Source organism: Pseudomonas sp. W15Feb9B (genome assembly GCF_000828175.1).
In the GTDB taxonomy this organism is placed as follows: Bacteria; Pseudomonadota; Gammaproteobacteria; order Pseudomonadales; family Pseudomonadaceae; genus Aquipseudomonas; species Aquipseudomonas parakoreensis.
In genome coordinates this window covers 32,637-53,973 of sequence record NZ_JTKF01000045.1, presented here as the reverse complement: position 1 = coordinate 53,973, position 21,337 = coordinate 32,637, and the positions used below count along the sequence as shown (strand labels likewise).

Annotated in this window: 20 protein-coding genes; 9 read left to right on the top strand and 11 right to left on the bottom strand. The window is 61.0% G+C overall.

Annotated elements, in window-relative coordinates; genetic code table 11:
* Positions 1–120 precede the first annotated feature (120 nt).
* The gene (locus OC71_RS22035) at positions 121–1,929 is read right to left on the bottom strand and encodes a monovalent cation:proton antiporter-2 (CPA2) family protein (protein WP_041073369.1); all 1,809 of its coding nucleotides are present in this window, start codon (positions 1,927–1,929) and stop codon (positions 121–123) included.
* 239 nt (positions 1,930–2,168) lie between these two features.
* On the opposite strand from OC71_RS22035, the gene OC71_RS22030 reads away from it, so the two are divergent.
* A complete protein-coding gene (locus OC71_RS22030) occupies positions 2,169–3,083 on the top strand; it encodes a LysR family transcriptional regulator (RefSeq protein ID WP_041073367.1) in 915 nt (304 codons plus the stop codon).
* On the opposite strand, the gene OC71_RS22025 is transcribed toward OC71_RS22030, so the two are convergent.
* The gene (locus OC71_RS22025; RefSeq protein WP_041073365.1) at positions 3,073–3,840 is read right to left on the bottom strand and encodes a substrate-binding domain-containing protein; all 768 of its coding nucleotides are present in this window, start codon (positions 3,838–3,840) and stop codon (positions 3,073–3,075) included. The two genes, OC71_RS22030 and OC71_RS22025, sit on opposite strands and share 11 nt — an antisense overlap.
* A gap of 11 nt (positions 3,841–3,851) precedes the next feature.
* Positions 3,852–5,144, bottom strand: a complete 1,293-nt coding sequence (locus tag OC71_RS22020; RefSeq protein WP_041073363.1) for an MFS transporter — start codon at positions 5,142–5,144, stop codon at positions 3,852–3,854.
* 425 nt (positions 5,145–5,569) lie between these two features.
* Between OC71_RS22020 and OC71_RS22015 the strand changes: the two genes are divergently transcribed.
* On the top strand, positions 5,570–5,878 hold the full coding sequence (locus OC71_RS22015; RefSeq protein ID WP_027613230.1) for an RcnB family protein: 309 nt from the start codon (positions 5,570–5,572) through the stop codon (positions 5,876–5,878).
* A 10-nt stretch (positions 5,879–5,888) separates the two neighbouring features.
* Here OC71_RS22015 and OC71_RS22010 read toward each other — a convergent pair whose 3' ends face one another.
* Positions 5,889–6,968: a sensor domain-containing diguanylate cyclase gene (locus OC71_RS22010; protein WP_041073361.1), complete on the bottom strand. Its 1,080-nt coding sequence runs from the start codon at positions 6,966–6,968 to the stop codon at positions 5,889–5,891.
* Positions 6,969–7,131: 163 nt separating this feature from the next.
* Between OC71_RS22010 and OC71_RS22005 the strand changes: the two genes are divergently transcribed.
* The 3 genes from OC71_RS22005 to dmeF all read left to right on the top strand — a co-directional run bounded on the left by OC71_RS22005 (position 7,132) and on the right by dmeF (position 9,195).
* Positions 7,132–7,470 carry an FKBP-type peptidyl-prolyl cis-trans isomerase gene (locus OC71_RS22005; RefSeq protein ID WP_041073359.1) on the top strand — a complete coding sequence of 113 codons (339 nt, stop codon included), beginning with the start codon at positions 7,132–7,134 and terminating at the stop codon, positions 7,468–7,470.
* A gap of 507 nt (positions 7,471–7,977) precedes the next feature.
* Positions 7,978–8,253, top strand: coding sequence for a metal/formaldehyde-sensitive transcriptional repressor (locus OC71_RS21995; RefSeq protein WP_003223990.1), 276 nt, complete (start codon positions 7,978–7,980; stop codon positions 8,251–8,253).
* A 12-nt stretch (positions 8,254–8,265) separates the two neighbouring features.
* The gene (gene dmeF / locus OC71_RS21990) at positions 8,266–9,195 is read left to right on the top strand and encodes a CDF family Co(II)/Ni(II) efflux transporter DmeF (RefSeq protein ID WP_041073355.1); all 930 of its coding nucleotides are present in this window, start codon (positions 8,266–8,268) and stop codon (positions 9,193–9,195) included.
* Here the strand turns inward: dmeF and OC71_RS21985 are convergent.
* Complete coding sequence (locus OC71_RS21985) at positions 9,192–10,295, bottom strand: cytochrome P450 (RefSeq protein WP_041073353.1); 1,104 nt, start codon at positions 10,293–10,295, stop codon at positions 9,192–9,194. The genes dmeF and OC71_RS21985 overlap by 4 nt on opposite strands.
* A 78-nt stretch (positions 10,296–10,373) precedes the next feature.
* On the opposite strand from OC71_RS21985, the gene OC71_RS21980 reads away from it, so the two are divergent.
* The 3 genes from OC71_RS21980 (at position 10,374) to OC71_RS21970 (ending at position 13,294) form a co-directional block, all read left to right on the top strand.
* Positions 10,374–11,132, top strand: coding sequence for a helix-turn-helix transcriptional regulator (locus OC71_RS21980; protein ID WP_041073351.1), 759 nt, complete (start codon positions 10,374–10,376; stop codon positions 11,130–11,132).
* A 123-nt stretch (positions 11,133–11,255) separates the two neighbouring features.
* The gene (locus OC71_RS21975; RefSeq protein WP_041073349.1) at positions 11,256–12,476 is read left to right on the top strand and encodes a putative DNA modification/repair radical SAM protein; all 1,221 of its coding nucleotides are present in this window, start codon (positions 11,256–11,258) and stop codon (positions 12,474–12,476) included.
* Positions 12,473–13,294, top strand: coding sequence for a TIGR03915 family putative DNA repair protein (locus tag OC71_RS21970; protein ID WP_041073347.1), 822 nt, complete (start codon positions 12,473–12,475; stop codon positions 13,292–13,294). Before OC71_RS21975 ends, OC71_RS21970 begins: the two co-directional genes overlap by 4 nt.
* A 149-nt stretch (positions 13,295–13,443) precedes the next feature.
* On the opposite strand, the gene OC71_RS21965 is transcribed toward OC71_RS21970, so the two are convergent.
* The 5 genes from OC71_RS21965 to OC71_RS21945 form a co-directional block, all read right to left on the bottom strand.
* On the bottom strand, positions 13,444–14,463 hold the full coding sequence (locus OC71_RS21965; protein ID WP_041073345.1) for a branched-chain amino acid aminotransferase: 1,020 nt from the start codon (positions 14,461–14,463) through the stop codon (positions 13,444–13,446).
* A 243-nt stretch (positions 14,464–14,706) separates the two neighbouring features.
* The gene (gene lpdA / locus OC71_RS21960; protein WP_041073343.1) at positions 14,707–16,080 is read right to left on the bottom strand and encodes a dihydrolipoyl dehydrogenase; all 1,374 of its coding nucleotides are present in this window, start codon (positions 16,078–16,080) and stop codon (positions 14,707–14,709) included.
* 4 nt (positions 16,081–16,084) lie between these two features.
* On the bottom strand, positions 16,085–17,365 hold the full coding sequence (locus tag OC71_RS21955) for a dihydrolipoamide acetyltransferase family protein (protein ID WP_041073341.1): 1,281 nt from the start codon (positions 17,363–17,365) through the stop codon (positions 16,085–16,087).
* Positions 17,366–18,424: an alpha-ketoacid dehydrogenase subunit beta gene (locus OC71_RS21950; RefSeq protein WP_041073339.1), complete on the bottom strand. Its 1,059-nt coding sequence runs from the start codon at positions 18,422–18,424 to the stop codon at positions 17,366–17,368.
* A gap of 1 nt (position 18,425) precedes the next feature.
* Entirely contained in the window at positions 18,426–19,661 is a 1,236-nt protein-coding gene (locus OC71_RS21945) for a 3-methyl-2-oxobutanoate dehydrogenase (2-methylpropanoyl-transferring) subunit alpha (RefSeq protein ID WP_041073337.1), read from the bottom strand.
* 185 nt (positions 19,662–19,846) lie between these two features.
* On the opposite strand from OC71_RS21945, the gene bkdR reads away from it, so the two are divergent.
* Positions 19,847–20,335, top strand: a complete 489-nt coding sequence (bkdR, locus tag OC71_RS21935; RefSeq protein ID WP_027613216.1) for a Bkd operon transcriptional regulator BkdR — start codon at positions 19,847–19,849, stop codon at positions 20,333–20,335.
* A gap of 93 nt (positions 20,336–20,428) precedes the next feature.
* Here the strand turns inward: bkdR and OC71_RS21930 are convergent, their stop codons facing one another.
* Positions 20,429–21,292, bottom strand: a complete 864-nt coding sequence (locus OC71_RS21930) for an MBL fold metallo-hydrolase (RefSeq protein ID WP_041073334.1) — start codon at positions 21,290–21,292, stop codon at positions 20,429–20,431.
* Positions 21,293–21,337: the final 45 nt, after the last annotated feature.

The window sequence follows — 21,337 nt, the reverse complement described above, 5'->3', positions numbered from 1 at the left end:
AAGATCGCAGCCTGCGGCAGCTCCTACAGGGTTTTCGGTCGTTCACAAAACCTGTGGGAGCGGGCTTGCCCGCGAAGGCGTCAGTCCTGTCGGCCTGAAGTTTGAATCTGTGCAAGGAGGTCAGACCTTGCGCGCTTCCTCTTCCAACTGATCCGATTCGAACAGCCGCGCCAGCTCCGCGCGGGCTTCCTGAGCGGTCTGCAGGACTTTGGCTGCGTCGTCGTAAACGGCGTGCTGCGCCTCCAGCACCTGCTCGTCGTGGTGCTTGAAGCGCTTGATCCGCGCATCGGCCTGAGCCTGGGTCAAACCCAGGCCGACCAGGGTGCGGCGGCTCATTTCCAGACTGGAGTAATAGGTCTCACGAATCGGCTCGGCGCCGACATCCACCAGACGATGCACGTGCTGACGGTTACGTGCGCGGGCGATGATCTTCATGTGCGGATACAGCTTGCGCACGATCTCGGCGGTCTTGATGTTGGTTTCCGGATCGTCCGTGGCAATCACGAAGTATTCCGCCTCACCAACCTTTGCCGCATTGAGGATTTCCGGGCGCATCGGGTCGCCATAGAACACCGGTACGCCGCCAAAACTGCGCGACAGTTCGATGGTTTCCACTGAGGTGTCCAGAGCCACGAACTTGATGTTCTGCGCCCGCAGAATCCGCGCCACGATCTGGCCCATCCGACCCATGCCGGCGATCACCACGCGCGGTGCCTCGGTATCGATTTCGCGGAATTTCTCCGGTACTTCCACCGGCTGCACTTTCGGGCTGACCAGCCGCGCACAGATCAACAGCAGCAACGGCGTCAACGCCATCGACAGGGTGATAGTGAGCACCAGCAGGTCATACAGGCGCGGTTCGAACAGGCCCTGATCGCGCCCGATCTTGAACACCACAAAGGCAAATTCACCGCCGGCGGCGAGCACGATGCCCAAGCGAATCGCACTGACCTTGGTCAGCCCACCAGCCAGGCGCCCGACCACAAACAGCAGCGGCAACTTCAAGCCGATCAGCAACAGCGTCAGGCCCAGCACGGTGATCGGCGCACTCAGCAGCAGACTCAGGTTGGCGCCCATGCCGACGCTGATGAAAAACAGCCCGAGCAGCAAGCCCTTGAACGGCTCGATCTGCGCTTCCAGTTCATGCCGATATTCGGAGTCCGCCAGCAGCAGACCGGCGAGGAAAGCCCCGAGGGCCATCGACACGCCGACCAGATCCATCAGCCACGCCGTACCGATCACCACCAGCAATGCGGTGGCGGTGGACACTTCCGGCAGACCGGTTTTTGCCACCACGCGGAACACCGGACGCAACAGATAACGCCCGCCGACCACCACCACGGCGATTCCGCCGAGTACTTGCAAACCGTGATTCAGGCTTTCTGCGTTGCTGGTGGCATGCGCGCTGCCGGCGAGCATCGGCACCAGCGCGATCAACGGGATCGCGGCGATGTCCTGAAACAGCAGAATCGCAAACGCCAGCCGCCCATGCGGGCTGGTGAGTTCCTTGCGCTCGGCTAGGCTCTGCAGGCCGAATGCGGTGGACGACAGCGCCAGGCCAAGGCCGAGCACAATTGCACTGTTCAGCGGCTGACCGAACACATACAACGCCAGCACGCCGATCACCGCTGCGGTCAGCAGCACCTGCGCCAGGCCCACGCCGAACACCGACTTGCGCATCACCCACAAGCGGCGTGGCGACAGTTCCAGGCCGATGATGAACAACAGCAGCACCACGCCCAGTTCGGAAATATGCGCGACGCTTTGCGGATTACCGATCAGACCGAGTACCGACGGGCCAATGATCACCCCCGCCAACAGATAACCGAGCACCGCGCCCAGTTGCAGACGTTTGGCCAAGGGCACGGTGAGCACTGCGGCGAACAGAAACACGACAGCGGCTTGTAACAGGTTGCCTTCATGGGGCATGGGTTGACTCCTGACAGCGGTACGGCGGGGGGTGACAAGGATAAAGGCTGAAACGATTCAAGATCCACCGAAGATCCCCTGCAGGAGCTGCCGAAGGCTGCGATCTTTTGATCTTGTTTTTGAAGATCAAAAGATCGCAGCCTTCGGCAGCTCCTACAGTGAGCCAGTGTAAATCTGTAATAATTTGCATCAAATGGTTACATTGATAGCCTTCGCGAATCAGTCTTTCCGAGTCCGCCATGGCCATCAACTTCGATCTCAACGACCTGCAGGCTTTTCGCGCGGTGGTCGAGCAGGGCAGCTTCCGCAAGGCCGCCGACACCGTGCGCCTGTCACAACCGGCCTTGAGCCGACGCATCGAAAAGCTCGAGGACGCCCTCGGCGTAAAACTGTTCGAACGCACCACGCGCAAAGTCAGCCTGACTCAGGCCGGGCGCGGCTTCATGCCCAGCGTCGAGCGTTTGCTGGATGATCTGGACGTGGCGTTGCTGGGCATCAGCGAAGTCGCTTCGACGCGAATGGGTCACGTCACCGTGGCCTGCGTGCCGTCGGCGGCGTACTACTTCATGCCGCGCGTGGTCGCCCGTTATCACCGGCAATTCCCCCGCATCAAGGTCAAAGTCCTCGATTCCAGCGCCCATGACGTGCTCAGTGCTGTGGTCAATGGCGAGGCGGATTTCGGTTTGAGCTTTATCGGCACACAGGATGCCAAAGTCGATTTCGAACCGCTTGTGCAGGAGTGCTACGTTGTCGCCTGTCGCCGTGATCATCCGTTGGCCGGGCGCAGCAGCGTGAGCTGGGACGAATTCTATCAGCAGGATTACATCTCGCTGGACAAGACGTCCGGCAACCGGTTTCTGCTCGATCAGGCCTTGAGCCGAGTGGTGCCGCAACGCCAGAGCATCTGCGAGACGCGGCATGTGACGACGATGATTGGGCTGGTGGAAGCGGGGCTTGGCGTAGCGGCGGTGCCGCTGATGGCGATGCCCGGGCCGGATCATCCGATCCTGACCCGGGTGCCGCTGACCGATCCGCAAGTGATGCGCAGTGTCGGCATCATCAAACGCCGGGGTCGCACGTTGACCCCGGCAGCACTGGAGCTGGAACGGCTGGTGGTGGAAATGAAAGTCCAGCCGCCGACGATCAGCGCTTGACCGAATCCAGTCCGGTGGCCTGCACGTCAGCCTGAGCGGCAGGCGCGGCGAGGTAGTCGAGCAGGGCCTTGGCCTCTTTTGGATGCTGCGCACCGACCGGGATGCCGGCGGCAAAACGCGTCACCGACTGCACCGATTCAGGAATCTTGCCGACAAAACTCACCCCCGGCACCGGCAGCAATTCGCTGACCTGCTGGAAGCCCAGTTGATAATCGCCGGTGGCAACCACCGAACCGACCGGGACTTTCGGGATCATTTTCGCCTTAGGTTTCAGCTGATCTTCTACGCCGATTTTGTTGAACAACTCCTTCTCGATGTACACGCCGCTGGCACTGTCGGAGTAGGCCACCGATGTCGCGTCGAGCAGGGTTTTCTTCAGGCTTTCGACGCTGCTGATGTCCGGCTTCGGCGCGCCTTCACGCACTACCAGACCGATCCGCGAATCCGCCAGTTCGACCCGCGAGGCCGGGTCGACCTTGCCTTGTTTGATCAGATCATCAAGGGCATAGCCGACCATGATCACCACGTCGGCGTGTTCGCCACGGGCGAGGCGGTTGGGGATCGCTTCCGGCGCCTTGCCCATCGACGGGCCGAGCTGGGTGTCGAGGGTGTTGCCGGTGGCCGCCGCGAATTTCGGGCCGAGGATTTTGTAGGCGGCGGTGAAGCCGCCGGATGTCATCACGTTCAGTTGTTCAGCATGGGCCAGGGCGCTGAACGCGAAGAGGGCGATGGCGGTGAAATTGATCAGTTTTTTCAAGGTGTTGCTCCTTATGCGGCAACCGGTTGCAGACGGCCGCCTGCGCGGCGATAGAGGTACAACGTGGCGCCCAACGCGCACAGTGCGCCGACGCTCATCCAGTAACCCGGCGCGGCCTTGTCGCCGGTGTACTGGATCAGGAAGGTCGACATCGCCGGGGTGAAACCACCGAAAATCGCGGTCGCCAGACTGTAGGCGAGGGAGAAGCCGGCCACCCGCACTTCGACCGGCATGATCTCGGTCAGCGCCGGAATCATTGCGCCGTTGTACATGCCGTAAATGAACGACAGCCACAACAGCGACAGCAACATGTGGCTGAAGCTCGGTGCCTGCACCAGGTACGACAGCGCCGGGTAGGTGCTGGCCAGCGCCAGCAGCGACATCGCAATCAACACCGGACGCCGGCCGATGCGGTCGGACAACATGCCGCCAATCGGCAGCCAGAAGAAGTTCGACACGCCCACCAGCAAGGTCACCAGCAGCGCATCGGAGGTGCTCAGGTGCAGCACGGTTTTGCCGAAGGTCGGCGCGTACACGGTGATCAGGTAGAACGCGGTGGTGGTCAACGCGACCATCAACATGCCACCGAGTACCACGCCCCAGTTCTGGCCGAGGGTGCGGAACACTTCCTTCATGCTCGGGCGGTGTTTGCGTGCGGCGAATTCTTCGGTTTCCGCCAGGTTACGGCGCAGCAGGAAGATGAACGGCACGATCAGGCAGCCGACGAAAAACGGAATCCGCCAGCCCCAGTCAGCCACCACGCTCGGCGCCATCCACGCGTTCAGCGCGTAACCCAGCGCCGCAGCGACAATGATCGCGACCTGTTGACTGGCCGACTGCCAAGCGGTGAAAAAGCCTTTGCGGCCGGGCGTGGCGATTTCGGACAGGTACACCGAAACACCGCCCAGTTCCGCACCGGCGGAGAAGCCCTGCAACAGCCGTCCGACCAACACCAGCGCTGGCGCAAACAGACCAATGGTCTCGTATCCGGGCACCAGCACAATCAGGATCGTGCCGCTGGCCATGATCGACAGGGTGACGATCAACCCTTTGCGCCGACCGACGTCATCGATGTACGCACCCAGCACGATGGCGCCCAACGGACGCATCAGAAAGCCTGCGCCGAACACCGCGAACGTCATCATCAGGGAAGCGAACTCACTGCTCGCCGGGAAGAACACCGCCGCGATCTGCGTGGCGTAGAAGCCGAACAGAAAGAAGTCGAACTGTTCGAGGAAGTTGCCCGAGGTCACCCGGAAAATGGCGCCGGCCCGCGAGCCGCCGTGTGGGATTGAGGCTGTCATAGAAAAGATCTCCACCGCTTTTATGACGTGCGCGACGTGGAAGCGGCGCACGGTTGTTATTGCGGCGGATGGTCGCGCAGCTGTAACAGGATGTTAATTGCATTGTTGGCATGGATTGATGTGCAAACTGGATCAATCCCCTGAGACACCCCTACTTGTGGGAGCGAGCCTGCTCGCGAAAGCGGTGTGTCAGGTCATGAAGAGGCTGAATGTGCCGACGCCATCGCTGGCAAGCCAGCTCCCACCGTTTTTGCGGTGTACCCGCTGTTCCTGCAACACCAAGAAAACCTGTGGGGGCTGGCTTGCCAGCGATAGCGGCCTCACAGACAACTACAATCCCCGTCCAGTCCACGCAAAAAACAAGGAATGATTCCAGTCCTCCGCAGTCGGAGTTCAGGTATCACACACCTGAAGGAGGTTCACCGATGAACAGCAAAACCCTAATCGCCAGCCTGGCCCTCGTCGCCGGCATTGCCGGGATCAGCCCACTTGTTCAAGCGGCGCAAACCTCAAGCGAACCCACCGTCCAATCGCCGACCAGCGACCGTGAATTGAAGGTCAACGACCGCGCTCCAGACATTTATCAGCGCAGCGACAAGGCATTGAAAAACTGGAAACAGAAAGGCTTGAAAGCACCGGTCGACCAGGCGCAGTGGGTGCAGATCAACGACAAGTACGTGATGGTCATGATCACCAACGGCACCATTGTCGAGATGCAGCCTGTCGAGCGTTAAATTCCCCGACTCAAAGGCCCTGGGCGTGCAGCCGCGCAGGGCTCTCGCCCCCCAATCGATACTGATTATTCCCACTGCGCTTGGCCTCATACATCGCCAGGTCAGCAATGTGCAGCAGTCGGTCCATGGTCGGCGCATGGTCGGGAAATACCGCGACGCCAAGGCTGGTGCCGATGTGGCGCTGGTCGTTGCCGATGCTGATCGGCGGCGACAGTTCGATGAAAATCTTCTGACAGATGCTGCGGGCTTCCTCCTGCAGGTTGAGGCTCGGGGCCAGGCCTTGCAGGATCACCACGAATTCGTCGCCGCCAATCCGCGCGACGGTGTCGGTGGCGCGCAGGATGCGTTTCAGACGCGTCGCAGTGGTGATCAGCACGCGGTCGCCGGCGGCGTGACCGTAATGGTCGTTGATCGCCTTGAAACCATTGAGATCGATAAACACCAGTGCCACGCGGGTCAGGCTGCGGCGCGCCTGTTCCAGTGCTTCGGATAAACGCTCTTCGAGCACCAGACGATTGGGCAGTCCGGTCAACGGGTCGAAGTGGGCGAGGTGCTGGAGGTAGCTCGCCGAGGCTTTTTCCTCAGTGATGTCGCGCACCACACCCATCATCTTGATCACCGCATCGTGGTCGTTGCGCACCACATTGCCGGTTTCCCGCAGCCAGCGAATCGTGCCGTCGGGCCAGACCACGCGGTATTCCTCGTCGTGGTTTTCACCGGTCTCCAGACAGCGCAATTCACCGTCCCGCACCCTGACGCGGTCGTCCGGGTGCACGCAGGCGCAGAACAGCGCATAAGACGGTGTGATCTCGCCGATCTTGAACCCGAACATGCCGTAGATCGCGTCCGACCAATACAGCCGGTCGGTGTCGACTTCCCAATCCCAAGTGCCGATGCGGGCAAAGTACTGGCTGCGTTTGAAACGCTCGGCGTCACCGTCCTGGTGGATGTTCTGGCGTTCGGCGGCGCGGGTCAGCAGCTCGCGGTATTCGTCCAGTTGCTTGCGCAAACCGCGCTCGCGCCAGATCAGGACGACGATCAATCCAGGCATGACAACGCCAAGGGCAAGGCTGATCCAGAGCTCAGTCATTCGGGAACTGCCAGCATGAAAAATCGATCCGTGAAGTAATGGCGGTTGGCTATCTTAATGGGTTGGCAGTCACTTCGGATACAGCGCCAATCTTCGTTAATGAGTTGCGAACAGCCGCCATTTCTGGGAAAACGGCGGCCAGCTGAACAATAGAGTGAATGGCATGAATGATGAACTGCAGGTAATCGATCTCCAGGTGGGCGAGGGCAAGGCCGCCGTCAAAGGCGCACTGATCACCACCCACTACACTGGCTGGCTGGAAGACGGCAGCGAATTCGACTCCTCCCATAGCCGAGGCAAACCTTTCCAGTGCGTGATTGGCACGGGCCGGGTGATCAAGGGCTGGGATCAGGGGCTGATGGGCATGCAAGTGGGCGGCAAGCGCAAACTGCTGGTGCCGGCGCATCTGGGCTATGGCGAACGAACGATGGGCAAGATTCCGCCGAATTCGAATCTGGTGTTTGAGATAGAGTTGCTGGAGGTTTTGACGCGGGAGGATTGAGGCGGGCAACCGCCGATCAATCAATTTCCATGTAACCTGTGGCGAGGGGATTTATCCCCGATGGACTGCGCAGCCGGCCTTCTTGAGGTATCGCTTCGCGATCCCCCTCGTCACGATTACTCAGGCCACCATTGCCATCGCGTCCAGCGCCCAGTGCCGATCCCGCTCATTGAGGCCCATGGCGACTTATGCGGCGACGACGTGGGCATCTGTTTTATTGGTCATGTGAAATTCTCCTTTGCGCCGTTTTCCTTGTGGCGAGGGAGCTTGCTCCCGCTGGGTTGCGAAGCGACCCCAAGATCCATCGATCCGAATCGGATCCGGATCGGATCCGGATTTCGACTGCCCTGCAACTAGCGGGTCCACCGCCTTCGCGAGCAGGCTCGCTCCCACAGTGGGAGTGAAATCGCTTTCAGCATCCCGTTCATCCCTTGAATGCTCACCGAACTTGCGATTGCCCAAGCCATCGGCGATTATGCGCGCCATATAGGGGTAGGGGGTATAGGTATGTCGCATATTCATGAACACAAAGACGAGTTGCTCAACCGCGTGCGGCGGATTGCCGGGCAGGTGCAGGCGGTGGAGAAAGCGCTGGAAGGCGATGCCGATTGCGCCAAGACCTTGCACCTGGTGGCGGCGATTCGCGGGGCGGTCAACGGGTTGATGGAGCAGTTCATCGAGGCCCACACCCGTGAGCACGTGGCGCATCCCGACCTCACCGACGAACAGCGCGCCCAGGGCGCCGAAGATCTGTTGCAAGCCATCCGCCGTTATTCCAAATAGAGCATCCGCATCATGAGCCTGACCCCAAGCGCTGAGCGTTTCAGCCACGATCACCAGTTTCTCGGCGCATCTCACGACGAAAACGCCCGCCGCACTTTGTGGGTGGTGGCGCTGACGTTCGTGATGATGATCGGCGAGATTGCCGCCGGCTACATCACCGGCTCCATGGCCCTGCTGGCCGATGGTTTCCACATGGCGACCCATGCCGGCGCGTTGGGTATCGCCGCGGCAGCCTATGGTTTTGCCCGGCGCAATGCCAACAACCGCCGCTACAGTTTCGGAACCGGCAAAGTCGGCGATCTGGCCGGATTTGCTTCGGCGATGGTGCTGGGGCTGGTGTCGCTGGGCATTGCCGGCGAGTCGATTTTTCGTTTGTTCGAACCGACCACCGTGGCGTTTGGCGAAGCCACTGTTATTGCGATTGTCGGCTTGGGCGTAAACGTCCTCAGCGCCTTCCTGTTGATGGGCCATCACGGCCATGACCACGGCCATCAGCATGACCACGGTCATGATCATCATCACCATCACGACAACAATCTGCGCTCGGCCTACGTCCATGTGCTGGCCGATGCCCTGACCTCGGTGCTGGCGATTGCCGCGTTGCTGGCCGGGCGCTATCTCGGTTGGGTATGGCTGGACCCGGCGATGGGGATTGTCGGTTCGATTGTCATCGCGAAATGGGCGTACAACCTGATGCGCGACAGCGCCGCCGTGCTGCTCGACACCACCGACGAACCGGTGGCAGCGGAGATCCGCGAATTGCTGGAAACCTCCGACGATGTGCGCATCAGCGATCTGCATGTCTGGCAGGTCGGCCCGCAGGCGCGGGCGGCGATTGTCAGTGTGGTCGCGGCGGCGGGCGTGACGGCGGAGGCGATTCGCGAACGCTTGGCGCCAGTGCATGAACTGTCGCACCTGACCATTGAGCTGCGCAGCGCTTAAGGTCGCACTGCGCTGAACAGTGGAATCCGCCCGTTGAGGGAAGGGCGGTAATGCCACGTCAGTTGTTGCAGATTCATACCCTGATCAAGGATTTTTCTGACAGTCGCAGCGGCAATGCTCAGCGCCAGTGTCTGCCCCGGACACTGATGCCGGCCGCTGCCAAAGCTGAAACTGCGCCGGTCAGGACGATCCAGCAGAAACCGCTCGGGCTCTGCATTTAACAAGGGATCGCGGTTTGCCGAGGCCAGCAGCACCAGAATCACCTCGCCAGCCTCGAGCCGCACGCCATCGATTTCGCAAGCCTGTGCGACAAAGCGCCGAGTGTTCTGCACCGGCGGATCAAAGCGCTGAACCTCGGCCAACAGTGCGTCTACAGAGGCGCCACGTAACTCGGGCTGACGTTGCAGCGCTATCAGTGCATTGCCGATTAGCCCGGCTGTCGCCTCATATGTCTGAGAGCAGAGACCGATCAGGTTGGCGGTCAGGGGTTCTTTGTCCCCTGCGAATCGCTGCTCGATAGCCTGGAGCAAATCACTGTTGGCTTCAGCGAGCAACTCGATGAAATAACCGCGCAATTGCTCAGCCGCCGCATGCGCCGCCGCCAGTTGCAGGTCATTGCTCAACGGCGACAGGCAGGCGACGAAATCCGCCGTCAGCTCACTGATCGCCCGGCCTTGCGCCGGGGTGAAGCCGAGCAGCGTCGCGACCACGCACACCGGGCCGCGAAACATCGCCTTATATAAGCCGTCGGCGTCCGCGGTCATCAGCCGTGCTGCCACCAATGCGCGTACCTGAACGTCATCGATCAACTGCAGCGCCGGTTCCATCGCAGAGCGTGGGCAGCGCTGACGTTCGCCGTCGTTCATCCGCATCAACTGCCCGAATACCTGGCCGGCCGTCCCCGAAGCAATCGCCTTGGGCACCGGTTCCTGCAGCGGCCGCACCCGACAATCGGCATGCGTCAGCACCGCACGCACCGCTCGGGCGCTGCTGGCGACCCACAGTTTCAATCCATGATCAAAGGTCAGTCCGCCCTCGGCGCGCAGTTTGGCGTAGTAAGGGTAGGGATCGGCATGCGTCGCAGCGATGATCGGGTCCATGATTCACAACCTTGTCGTCGGGAAAGTGATGCGAGTATCTTCAGTTCGCAGCGACGACGATTCGTCGGGGAGCGAAATATGCACGCAGAACATCAAGACACCCGCGTTTCGCAGGTGGCAGCCGCCATCGCCGAACCGGCACGCACCAAAATCCTCTGCTCGCTGATGGACGGCCACGCCCGCACCAGCACTGAATTGGCCGCCGTTGCCGAGGTCAGTGCCTCCACTGCCAGCGCGCACTTGGCCAAACTCAAGGATCTGTCGCTGGTGCGCTTGCACGTGCAGGGCCGCCATCGTTATTACAGCCTCGCTGATCAACGGGTGGCGCAGGCGCTGGAAGCGTTGATGGTGATCGGCCAGAACGCCGTGCCGAGCTTCAAGCCGCACACTCCAGATCGTCTGCAATTCGCGCGCACCTGCTATGACCATATGGCTGGCACGCTGGCGGTGTTGCTGCATGACCGTTTGCTCGCGGCGGGATGGCTGGTGGAAACCGACGAGCGGGCTTATCGCTTGAGCGAGAGTGGCGAGGCGCTGTTCGTGGATTTGGGTATTGAGGTACAGGACTTGAGTACCTTGCGCCGCAAGTTCGCTTGCCCGTGCCTGGACTGGAGCATGCGTCGGCCGCATCTGGGCGGTTCGTTGGGTGCGGCGTTGTTGCAGATGGCGTTGAAACGCAAGTGGGTGACGCAGGATCTTGATAGTCGGGCGTTGGCACTGACCGTGGCGGGGCGCAAGGCAATGGGTACGCGGTTTGGTCTTGAGTTGCCGTTAGACGCGAAGGTCAAAAGATCGCAGCCTGCGGCAGCTCCTACAGTAATCGCGTACACCCGATAATTCTCGGCCCTGCCCAGTCCCTGTAGGAGCTGCCGAAGGCTGCGATCTTTTGATCCCGTTTTGCACCTTGTGCCAATCCAATAGACTCGATACTGTACGCATAACCAGTATCGAGTCTCCGCCATGCAAATCATCGACAAGCTCAGCATTCTCGCCGACGCCGCCAAGTACGACGCTTCCTGCGCCAGCAGCGGTGCGCCCAAGCGTAGCTCCGAGGGCAAGACCGGGTTGGGCTCGACCGATGGCATGGGCATCTGCCACAGCTACACGCCGGACGGTCGTTGCGTGTCGCTGCTGAAAATCCTCCTGACCAATTTCTGTCTCTACGACTGCCAATATTGCGTCAACCGCCGCTCCAGCGATGTGCCGCGCGCACGCTTCACCCCCGAGGAAGTGGTCACGCTGACCCTGGATTTCTACCGGCGCAACTGCGTCAGCGGGCTGTTTCTCAGTTCGGGGATCATCCGTTCGGCGGATTACACCATGGAGCAACTGGTACGCGTGGCAAAGCTGTTGCGCGAACAGCACGAATTTCGTGGCTACATCCACCTCAAGACCATTCCCGAGGCCAACCCGGCGTTGATCGAGGAGGCCGGGCGTTATGCCGATCGCCTCAGCGTCAATATCGAACTGCCCACCGATGCCAGCCTGCAAACCCTGGCGCCGGAGAAACAGATCGGGTCGATCAAGCAGGCGATGAACACCATTTACACCGGCGTGCAAACGGTGCTCAACGAACCGCGATCGACGAAATTCGCCCCCGCCGGGCAAAGTACGCAAATGATCGTCGGCGCCGATGACACCGACGACAGCACGATCCTGCACAGCGCTCAGTCGCTGTATGGCAACTACCGCTTGCGCCGCGTCTACTACTCGGCCTTCAGTCCGATTCCCGACAGCCCGAAAAGCGTGCCGCTGGCCGCGCCGCCGCTGATGCGCGAACACCGTCTGTATCAAGCCGATTTCCTCTTGCGCAGCTACGGCTACAACGCAGATGAGTTGCTCAAGGGCCCGGGTAATCTGGCGCTGGACATCGACCCCAAACTGGCTTGGGCGCTGCAGAATCGCGAAGTGTTTCCGCTGGACCTGAACCGCGCCGAGCCGTCGCTGATCGCGCGCATCCCCGGCATCGGCCTGCGCACTACCGAGCGTCTGGTGCAATTGCGCCAGCAACGGCGCATCCGCTACGAAGATGTGGCGCGCATGCGCTGTGTGCTGGCCAAGGCCAAGCCCTTCATCATCACCAGCGACTACCACCCGCAGCAGGCGGAAGTCACCAGCCACATGCTCTATCAGCAACTGCGCGACCGGCCGCAGCCGCAGCAGATGGGATTGTGGGGATGATCAATCTCGATTGCGACGACCTGTTCGACACCTGGCGCCAACAGGCGCGCTGGCTGCTCAGCCATGAAGTCGACCCGAGTCTGGTGAGCTGGGCGTCGGAAGGGGTGAGCGATCTGTTTGCCAGTGACGTCTCGGTGCCGGAGGGGCAGGGGCCGTTTCAGGCACGTATCCCCCGTGCACTGCTCGATACCCTGGAGCAAGCCGCGCGCTACCGGGGCGACCAGCGCTGGAGTCTGTTGTATGAAGTGCTGTGGCGAGTCAGCCACGGCGACCGCACAGCGATGATGGCCGGCGATAAACTCGGCAGCGAGTTGCAGCGGCGCATCAAGCAGGTACACCGCGAAGCCCACCATTTGCATGCGTTCGTGCGTTTCATCGAACGCCCGCAGGATCAGCCGGGCCCGCAATACGTCGCATGGCACGAGCCGGCCCACGACATCCTGCACAGCGCCAGCGAGCATTTCATCGGGCGCATGGGCCGGCATCGCTGGTTGATCGCCACGCCGCGTGACGGGGTTTATTACGATGGCGAGCAATTGATCCATCAACGCCAATGCCCGCTGGAATGGCAGCAACTGGCGCAGAACGTCGATGACCCGCACGGCGAGTTGTGGCTGACGTACTACAGCCACATCTTCAACCCGGCGCGGTTGAACGAGAAGGTCATGCAAGGGCACTTGCCGGTGCGGTTCTGGAAGAATCTGCCGGAAGGGGAGTTGATTCCCGGATTGATTACCCAGGCGCGGATGGGCAAGCAGCAGAATGGGCAGGCCAGCGGGATCGCTGCGCGAGCCGGCAAGCGGATTGCCTTGAAATAGAAAATCAAAAGATCGCAGCCTGCGGCAGCTCCTACAGGAGATCTGTGTAGGAGCTGCCGCAGGCTGCGATCTTTTGATCTTGATTCTCACAACCAAAAAGCCCCCCATCAATCACTTGATGAGGGGCTTTTGTGCAACTGGCCGTCAGATCAAACCTTGACGATCCAGCCCGCTGGCGCTTCGATGTCGCCGGTCTGCACGCCAGTCAGTTCTTTGTAGAGCTTCTGGGTGACCGGGCCGACTTCGGTTTCGCTGTGGAACACGTGCAGATGATCGTTGTAGCTGATGCCGCCGATCGGGGTGATCACCGCAGCGGTACCGCAGGCGCCGGCTTCCTTGAAGTCCGACAGTTTGTCGATCAGCACGTCGCCCTCCACCACTTCCAGGCCCAGACGGGTTTTCGCCAGTTCGATCAGCGACAGGCGGGTGATGCCTGGCAGCACGGATGGCGAGTTCGGGGTGATGAACTTGTTGTCGTGGGTGATCCCGAAGAAGTTGGCCGAACCGACTTCCTCGATTTTCTTGTGGGTCAGCGGATCCAGGTAGATGGCGTCAGCGAAGTGCGCTTTCTTGGCCTGGGAGCCCGGCATCAGGCTGGCGGCGTAGTTGCCACCGACCTTGGCCGCACCGGTGCCTTGTGGCGCGGCGCGGTCGAAGCTGGAGATCTGGAAGTTGTGCGGGGTCAGGCCGCCCTTGAAGTAGGCGCCGACCGGGATCGCGAATACCGAGAAGATGAACTCTGGCGCGGTGCGCACGCCGATGTTGTCACCCACGCCGATCACGAACGGACGCAGGTACAACGCGCCGCCGGTGCCGTATGGCGGGATGAAGCGCTCGTTGGCGCGAACCACTTGCTTGCAGGCCTCGATGAACTGCTCGGTCGATACGTGCGGCATCAGCAGGCGGGCGCAGCTGCGCTGCATGCGCGCGGCGTTCTGGTCGGGACGGAACAGGTTGATCGAGCCGTCCTTGCAACGATAAGCCTTCAGGCCTTCGAAGCACTGCTGGCCATAGTGAAGGGCCGTCGAGCCTTCGCTGATGTGCAGCACGTTGTCTTCGGTCAGGGTGCCTTTGTCCCACTCGCCATTGCGAAAGTACGACAGATAGCGTTTGTCGGTCTTGATGTAGTCAAAACCCAGCTTGTCCCAATTGATGCTTTCGTTACCCATGACACCCTCTATCACTGAACAACCGTCGAAACGGTTCAAGGCTTCTGACGTTTTTTTGGATGGGCACAACAATACTTCATTCTGGAGCGGTTTCGCAGCCCGGACGATGGGGGGAAAAGCAGATTTATTAGCCTGCTTATGAAAAATCCTTGTCCATCGCTGAAAAGATCGCAGCCTGCGGCAGCTCCTACAGAATCGGCCCCCCCCCTGTAGGAGCTGCCGCAGGCTGCGATCTTTTGATCTTTAAAGGTGCAACGCATGCCCCAACGCACGCAACGCCGCTTCCTGCACCGCTTCACCCAGAGTTGGATGCGCATGGATGGTGCCGCCAATGTCTTCCAGGCGCGCGCCCATTTCCAGGCTTTGCGCAAACGCGGTCGACAATTCGGAAACACCTGCTCCGACCGCCTGCCAGCCGACAATGACATGATTGTCGCGACGCGCGACCACGCGCACGAAGCCGCTTTTCGATTCCAGGGTCATCGCCCGGCCATTGGCGGCGAACGGGAAGCTGGAAACGATGCAGTCCAGCCCGGCAGCCTTGGCCTCGTCCGGGGTCTGGCCGACCACCACCAGTTCCGGGTCGGTGAAGCACACGGCGGCAATGGCGGTCGGATTGAATTCGCGGTGCTTGCCGCTGATCAGTTCGGCAACCATTTCGCCCTGGGCCATGGCGCGGTGCGCGAGCATCGGTTCGCCGCTCAGGTCGCCGATGGCGTAGACGTTGCGCATGCTGGTCTGGCAGCGGTTGTCGATCTTGATCGCCGAGCCGTTCATGTCCAGGTTCAGCGCTTCGAGGTTCCAGCCCTGCGTATTCGGCTTGCGACCGACTGCCACCAGCACCTGATCGGTTTCCAGATTGAGGGTGTCGCCGTTCGGGTCACGCACCTGCAAGGTGCCGTCGAAACCCAGCACGCTGTGTTTGAGATAGAGCTTCACGCCCAGTTGTTTCAGCGCTTCGTGCACCGGTTGCGTCAGCTCGGCGTCATAGGCCGGCAGGATCCGATCCTGCGCCTCGACCACGCTGACTTCGGCGCCGAGCTTGCGGTAAGCAATGCCCAGCTCCAGACCGATATAACCGCCGCCGACCACCACCAGACGTTTGGGCACTGACTTCGGTGCCAGCGCTTCGGTGGAGGAGATGATCGGCCCGCCGATTGGCAGGATCGGCAGGTTGACGCTGGTTGAACCGGTGGCCAGCACCAGATGCTCGCACTGGATGCGTGTATCGCCGACCTCGACGGTTTTGCCGTCGATGACTTTGGCCCAGCCATGGATGACCTGGACCTTGTTCTTTTTCAGCAGCGCGGCGACGCCGGTGGTCAGGCGATCAACGATGCCGTCCTTCCACTCGACGCTCTTGTTGATGTCGAGGGTCGGCGCGGAAACGCTGATGCCCAGTGCCGAATGCTGGTTGTGGTGTTGAGTCTGGTGAAACTGCTCGGCTACATGAATCAGCGCTTTTGACGGAATGCAGCCGATGTTCAAGCAGGTGCCGCCCAGCGCTTGGCCCTCGACCAGAATCGTCGAAATGCCCAGTTGTCCGGCGCGAATCGCCGTGACGTAACCGCCGGGGCCGCCGCCGATGATCAGCAGCGTGGTGTTCAAGGTTTGCATGGCGTCACTCCACAAACAGGGTCGCGGGTTGTTCGAGCAGACCACGAATGGCCTGGATGAAGAGCGCCGCGTCCATGCCGTCGACCACGCGGTGATCGAAGGAGCTGGAGAGGTTCATCATCTTGCGGATCACCACCTGGCCTTTGACGACCATTGGCCGTTCGACGATTTTGTTCACGCCGACGATGGCCACTTCCGGCAGGTTCAGCACCGGCGTGCTGACGATGCCGCCCAGCGCACCGAGGCTGGTCAGGGTGATGGTCGAGCCGGACAATTCGTCGCGACTGGCCTTGCCATTGCGGGCAGCATTGGCCAGACGCGAGATTTCTGCGGCGCTGTCCCACAGGCTGCGCGCTTCGGCGTGACGCACTACTGGCACCATCAGGCCGACATCGCTTTGCGTGGCGACGCCGACATGCACTGCGCCGAGGCGGGTGATGACCTGGGCTTCGTCGTCGTAACGGGCGTTCATCTGCGGGAAGTCGCGCAGGGCAACGACCAGGGCGCGGACGAGGAACGGCAGCAAGGTCAACTTGCCCCGGCTGGTACCGTGTTTTTCATTCAGATGCGCGCGCAGCTCTTCAATCGCGGTGACGTCGATTTCCTCGACGTAACTGAAGTGCGCGGCACGCTGGGTGGCGTCCTGCATGCGCTGGGCAATCTTGCGGCGCATGCCGATTACTTGAATCTGTTCTTCATCGTGACGCTGGGCGTACGCGGCGGTTGCCGGTGCCGAAGCGTTTGATTGACCTTGGGCCAAATAAGCGTCGAGGTCTTCGTGCAGCACACGACCGGCCGGGCCAGTGCCGCGTACCAGACGCAGCTGAATGCCCAGATCCAGCGCATGTTTGCGCACGGCCGGCGAAGCCAGCGGACGTTCATCAGCCTCGCGGGCAACCATCGGGCCTTGGCAAACCGGTGCGGAACGCGGCGCAGCAGCGGCGGCAGGTTTGCTCTCGACTGCGGCTTCAACTTTCGGCGCAGCAGGCGGCTCTTTCGCAGCAACCGGTGCTGGTGCGGCTGACTCTTTCAGGTTCCCGGCGCCTTCCACTTCGATGCTGATCAGCACACTGCCGACCGCCATCACTTCCCCTGGTTGACCGCCGAGCGCAATGACCTTTCCGTGCACCGGCGAGGGAATATCGACCATTGCCTTGTCGGTCATCACGTCCGCCAGCACCTGGTCTTCAACCACCAGATCGCCGACCTTGACGTGCCACTGCGACAGCTCTACTTCTGCGATGCCTTCGCCGATGTCCGGCATCTTGATAACGTGCGTGCCCATTCAGACCTCCATGACCCGTTTCAACGCCGCGCCCACTCGGGACGGCCCTGGGAAATACGCCCACTCTTGCGCGTGCGGGTAGGGGGTGTCCCAACCGGTGACGCGTTCGATCGGCGCTTCCAGGTGATGGAAGCAATGCTCTTGCACCAGCGCTACCAGCTCGGCGCCGAAACCGCAGGTGCGGGTGGCTTCGTGCACCACCACGCAACGACCGGTTTTTTTCACCGATTTGACGATGGTGTCCAGGTCCAGCGGCCACAGGCTGCGCAGGTCGATGACTTCGGCATCCACGCCGGATTCTTCAGCAGCCACTTGCGACACGTAAACGGTAGTGCCGTAAGTGAGCACGGTCACGTCCTTGCCTGGACGGGTGATCGCGGCGACGTCCAGCGGCACGGTGTAATAACCGTCCGGCACCTGGGCTTGCGGGTGTTTCGACCACGGGGTTACCGGGCGGTCGTGGTGGCCGTCGAACGGGCCGTTGTACAGGCGTTTTGGCTCGAGGAAGATCACCGGGTCATCGTTTTCGATGGAGGCGATCAGTAGGCCTTTGGCGTCATACGGATTGGACGGCATCACGGTGCGCAGGCCGCACACCTGAGTGAACATCGCCTCGATACTCTGGCTGTGGGTCTGGCCGCCGTAGATGCCGCCGCCGCAAGGCATGCGCAGGGTCATCGGCGCGGTGAACTCGCCGGCAGAGCGATAACGCAGACGCGCCGCTTCGGAAATGATCTGGTCGGACGCCGGGTACACGTAGTCGGCAAACTGGATTTCGGCGACCGGACGCAAGCCGTAGGCGCCCATGCCTACCGCCACACCGACGATGCCGCTTTCGGAGATCGGTGCGTCGAATACCCGCGAGGTGCCGTACTTGGTCTGCAGGCCTTCGGTGCAACGGAACACGCCGCCGAAGTAGCCGACGTCCTGCCCGAACACCACCACATTGTCGTCACGCTCAAGCATCACATCCATGGCCGAGCGCAGGGCCTGGATCATGGTCATGGTGGTCGTGGTCATGGCGGTTTCCAACTGAATATTGTTGTTGTGATCGTTCATGTCAGATCCCCAACTGCTGACGCTGGCGCTTCAAGTGCTCCGGCATCTCTTTGTAGACGTCTTCGAACATGGTCGCGGCGCTTGGAATCTGCCCGCCGGCGAGGGTGCCGTACTGTTCGGCCTGTTTCTGCGCGGCAATCACCTCGGCTTCGAGTTCGGCGCTGACGGCGGCGTGCTCTTCTTCCGACCAGTGGCCAACCTTGATCAGGTGTTGTTTCAGGCGGGCAATCGGGTCGCCCAGCGGGAAGTGGCTCCAGTCGTCGGCAGGACGGTATTTCGACGGATCGTCGGAGGTCGAGTGCGGGCCGGCGCGGTAGGTGACCCATTCGATCATGGTCGGGCCGAGGTTGCGCCGGGCGCGTTCGGCAGCCCAGGCGGAAGCGGCGTAGACCGCGTAGAAGTCGTTGCCATCGACCCGCAGCGAGGCGATGCCGCAACCAACGCCGCGTCCGGCGAAAGTGGTGGCTTCACCCCCGGCGATGGCCTGGAAGGTCGAGATCGCCCACTGGTTGTTGACCACGTTGAGGATCACCGGCGCGCGGTAAACGTGAGCGAAGGTGAGGGCGGTGTGGAAGTCCGATTCGGCGGTGGCGCCGTCACCGATCCAGGCCGAGGCGATTTTCGTGTCGCCCTTGATCGCCGAGGCCATGCCCCAGCCGACGGCTTGAATGAACTGAGTGGCGAGGTTGCCGGAGATGGTGAAGAAGCCGGCGTCCTTGACTGAGTACATGATTGGCAACTGCCGGCCCTTGAGCGGATCGCGCTCGTTGGACAGCAGCTGGCAGATCAGGTCGACCAGCGGTACTTCGCGGGCCATCAGGATGCTTTGCTGACGGTAGGTCGGGAAGCACATGTCGTCGATGTTCAAGGCCAGGGCCTGGGCGCTGCCGATGGCTTCTTCGCCAAGGCTTTGCATGTAGAACGACATTTTTTTCTGGCGCTGGGCGACTACCATGCGGTTGTCGTAAATCCGCGTCTTGAGCATGGCGCGCATGCCCTTGCGCAGGATGTCGACTGGCACATTTTCAGCCCAGGGACCGAGGGCGTTGCCCTGATCGTCGAGCACCCGAATCAGCCCACGCGCCAGGTCGGCGGTGTCGGCGGGTTCGACGTCAATGGAAGGTTTGCGCACCGTGCCGGCATCGGTCAGATGCAGGTAGGAGAAGTCGGTTTTGCAGCCTGGGCGGCCCGAGGGTTCAGGGACGTGCAGACGCAGCGGTTCATACGCTTGGGTCATGGCTTCTACGCTCGATCTTGTGAATTTCTTGTAGTGAGCTGGCAATCATTCTTGGGTGAAAGAAATCTTGTCCTACAACAATCATAGGCTCGGCCGAGAAGAATATTTCTCTCTGTTTCGTTGCACTGGAGATGATTTGCAGATAGAAATTCTGCATAAACATAAAAAACAGGTGGTTTTGTCTCATGCGCAAACTGGACCGTACCGACATCGGCATTCTCAACAGCCTTCAGGAGAATGCGCGCATCACCAACGCCGACCTCGCACGCTCGGTGAACCTGTCGCCGACCCCGTGTTTCAACCGGGTCAAGGCGATGGAGGAATTGGGTTTGATTCGCGAGCAGGTGACGCTGCTGGATGCCGATCTGCTGGGGCTGCATGTGAACGTGTTCATTCACGTCAGCCTGGAGAAACAGGTCGAGGAAGCGTTGCAGCATTTCGAAGAGGCGATTTCCGACCGCCCCGAGGTGATGGAGTGCTACCTGATGGCCGGCGACCCGGACTACCTGATCCGGGTGCTGGTGCCGACGATTCAGGCGCTGGAGCGCTTCATGATGGACTTTCTGACCAAGGTGCCGGGGGTGGCGAACATCCGGTCGAGTTTTGCCTTGAAGCAGGTGCGCTACAAGACGGCGCTGCCATTGCCGGCGAATGGGTTGACGCTGGGTTCTTGAAGATCAAAAGATCGCAGCCTGCGGCAGCTCCTACAGGGACACCGTTTATGTGTGCCCTGTGTAGGCGCTGCCGCAGGCTGCGATCTTTTGCTTTTATAGCTTGTTGATCGGCACCTTCAGGTAAACCACACCATTGTCCTCGGCCGCCGGAAAATTCCCCGCCCGCACATTCACCTGAATCGCCGGCAGCAACAGCGTCGGCATGCCCAACCCGGCATCGCGTTTGGTGCGCATCTCGACAAACGCCGCCTCGTCGATCCCGTCATGCACATGAATATTGCTCTTGCGCTGTTCGCCAACGGTGGTCTGGCACTGCGCGGCGCGGCCTTCTGGCGGGTAATCGTGGCAAACGTAGAGTTTGACGCTGGCCGGGAAGGCCAGCAGTTTGTGGATCGAGTTGAACAGCTGATGTGCGTCGCCGCCGGGGAAGTCGCAGCGGGCGGTGCCGACGTCGGGCATGAACAGCGTGTCGCCGACCAGAATCTGTTCGCCGTCGATCAGGTAAGCCATGTCTGCCGGGGTGTGGCCGGGGACGTGCAGGGCGGTGGCTTTGAGGTTGCCGATCCTGAACGACTCGTTCGGCGCGAACAGGTGATCGAACTGCGAGCCGTCGACGCAGAACTCCGGCTCCAGATTGAACAGCGCCTTGAACACATTCTGCACTTTGCTGATCGACTGACCGATGGCGATCTTGCCGCCCAGTTCGCGGCGCAGGTACGGCGCGGCGGACAGGTGGTCGGCGTGGGCGTGGGTTTCCAGCAGCCATTGCACCTGCAGGCGGTGGTCACGGACGAAGGCGATGATTTTGTCGGCCTGTATGGTGCAGGTACGACCGGCAGCGCCGTCGTAATCAAGCACCGGATCGACGATTGCACATTGCCCGCCATCGGCTTCATAGACCACATAGCTGTAGGTCGAAGAGGCGGGGTCGAGGAAAGCTTCAATCTGCGCGGGCATGGACACCAACCTGAATCAGGGAAATGGGTTGCAACACTTTATCTA